The sequence below is a fragment of the Achromobacter sp. GbtcB20 genome (genome assembly GCF_019091095.1).
Taxonomy (GTDB): domain Bacteria; phylum Pseudomonadota; class Gammaproteobacteria; order Burkholderiales; family Burkholderiaceae_B; genus Achromobacter; species Achromobacter mucicolens.
Genome location: NZ_JAGXJZ010000149.1, coordinates 1 through 630, shown reverse-complemented (window position 1 = coordinate 630; position 630 = coordinate 1). Strand labels below are relative to the sequence as shown.

Below are 630 nucleotides of genomic sequence, written 5' to 3'. Positions count from 1 at the left end.
GATGATCGGCGAAGTCAGCCTCTACGGCATCTATGTGCCACCGCTGCTGCTGCTGGCCCTGCTCGCGCTGGTGGTCTCGCGCCTCTTCAACTGGGTACTGGCGCGCACCGGTTTCTATCGCCACGTCTGGCACCCGGCGCTGTTCGATTTTTCGCTGTTCATCATCGTGCTGGGCAGCCTTGCTCTCCTTGGATCCAAGCTATTCTGAATATGGTCATGAAATTCTCCCTTCCGGCAGTGGGCCGGGTCGGTATCACCCTGGTCGCCGCCGCCGGCGCCGTGTTCGCGGGCTGGCAGCTGTGGCGCCACTATGAAGTCGAACCCTGGACGCGCGACGGCCGCGTCAAGGCCTACGTGGTGCAGGTCGCGCCCGACGTCACCGGCCAGGTGACCCGCGTCTACGTGCACGACAACCAGCAGGTCGATGCCGGCGACCTGCTGTTCGAGATCGACCGCGCGCGCTTCGAACTGGCCCTGCGCCAGGCCGAGGCGGCCGAGCAGGCGGCCCAGGCCGCGCTGAACCAGGCCCAGCGCGAAGCGCGCCGCAACGTCCAGCTCGACGAGCTGGTGGCGCAGGAAACCCGCGAGCAGGGCCAGTCGCGCGTCGAGACTGCGCGCGCCGCGCTGGCG

2 protein-coding genes are annotated in these 630 nt (G+C 67.8%); both read left to right on the top strand.

The genetic code is table 11. From position 1 onward, the window contains the following. Position 1 precedes the first annotated feature (1 nt). Entirely contained in the window at positions 2-208 is a 207-nt protein-coding gene (locus KVT32_RS28270) for a DUF1656 domain-containing protein (protein ID WP_217619223.1), read from the top strand. Positions 209-216: 8 nt separating this feature from the next. Then, positions 217-630, top strand: a 414-nt coding sequence (locus KVT32_RS28265; protein ID WP_217619222.1) for a biotin/lipoyl-binding protein, incomplete at its 3' end; no start/stop codon positions are given.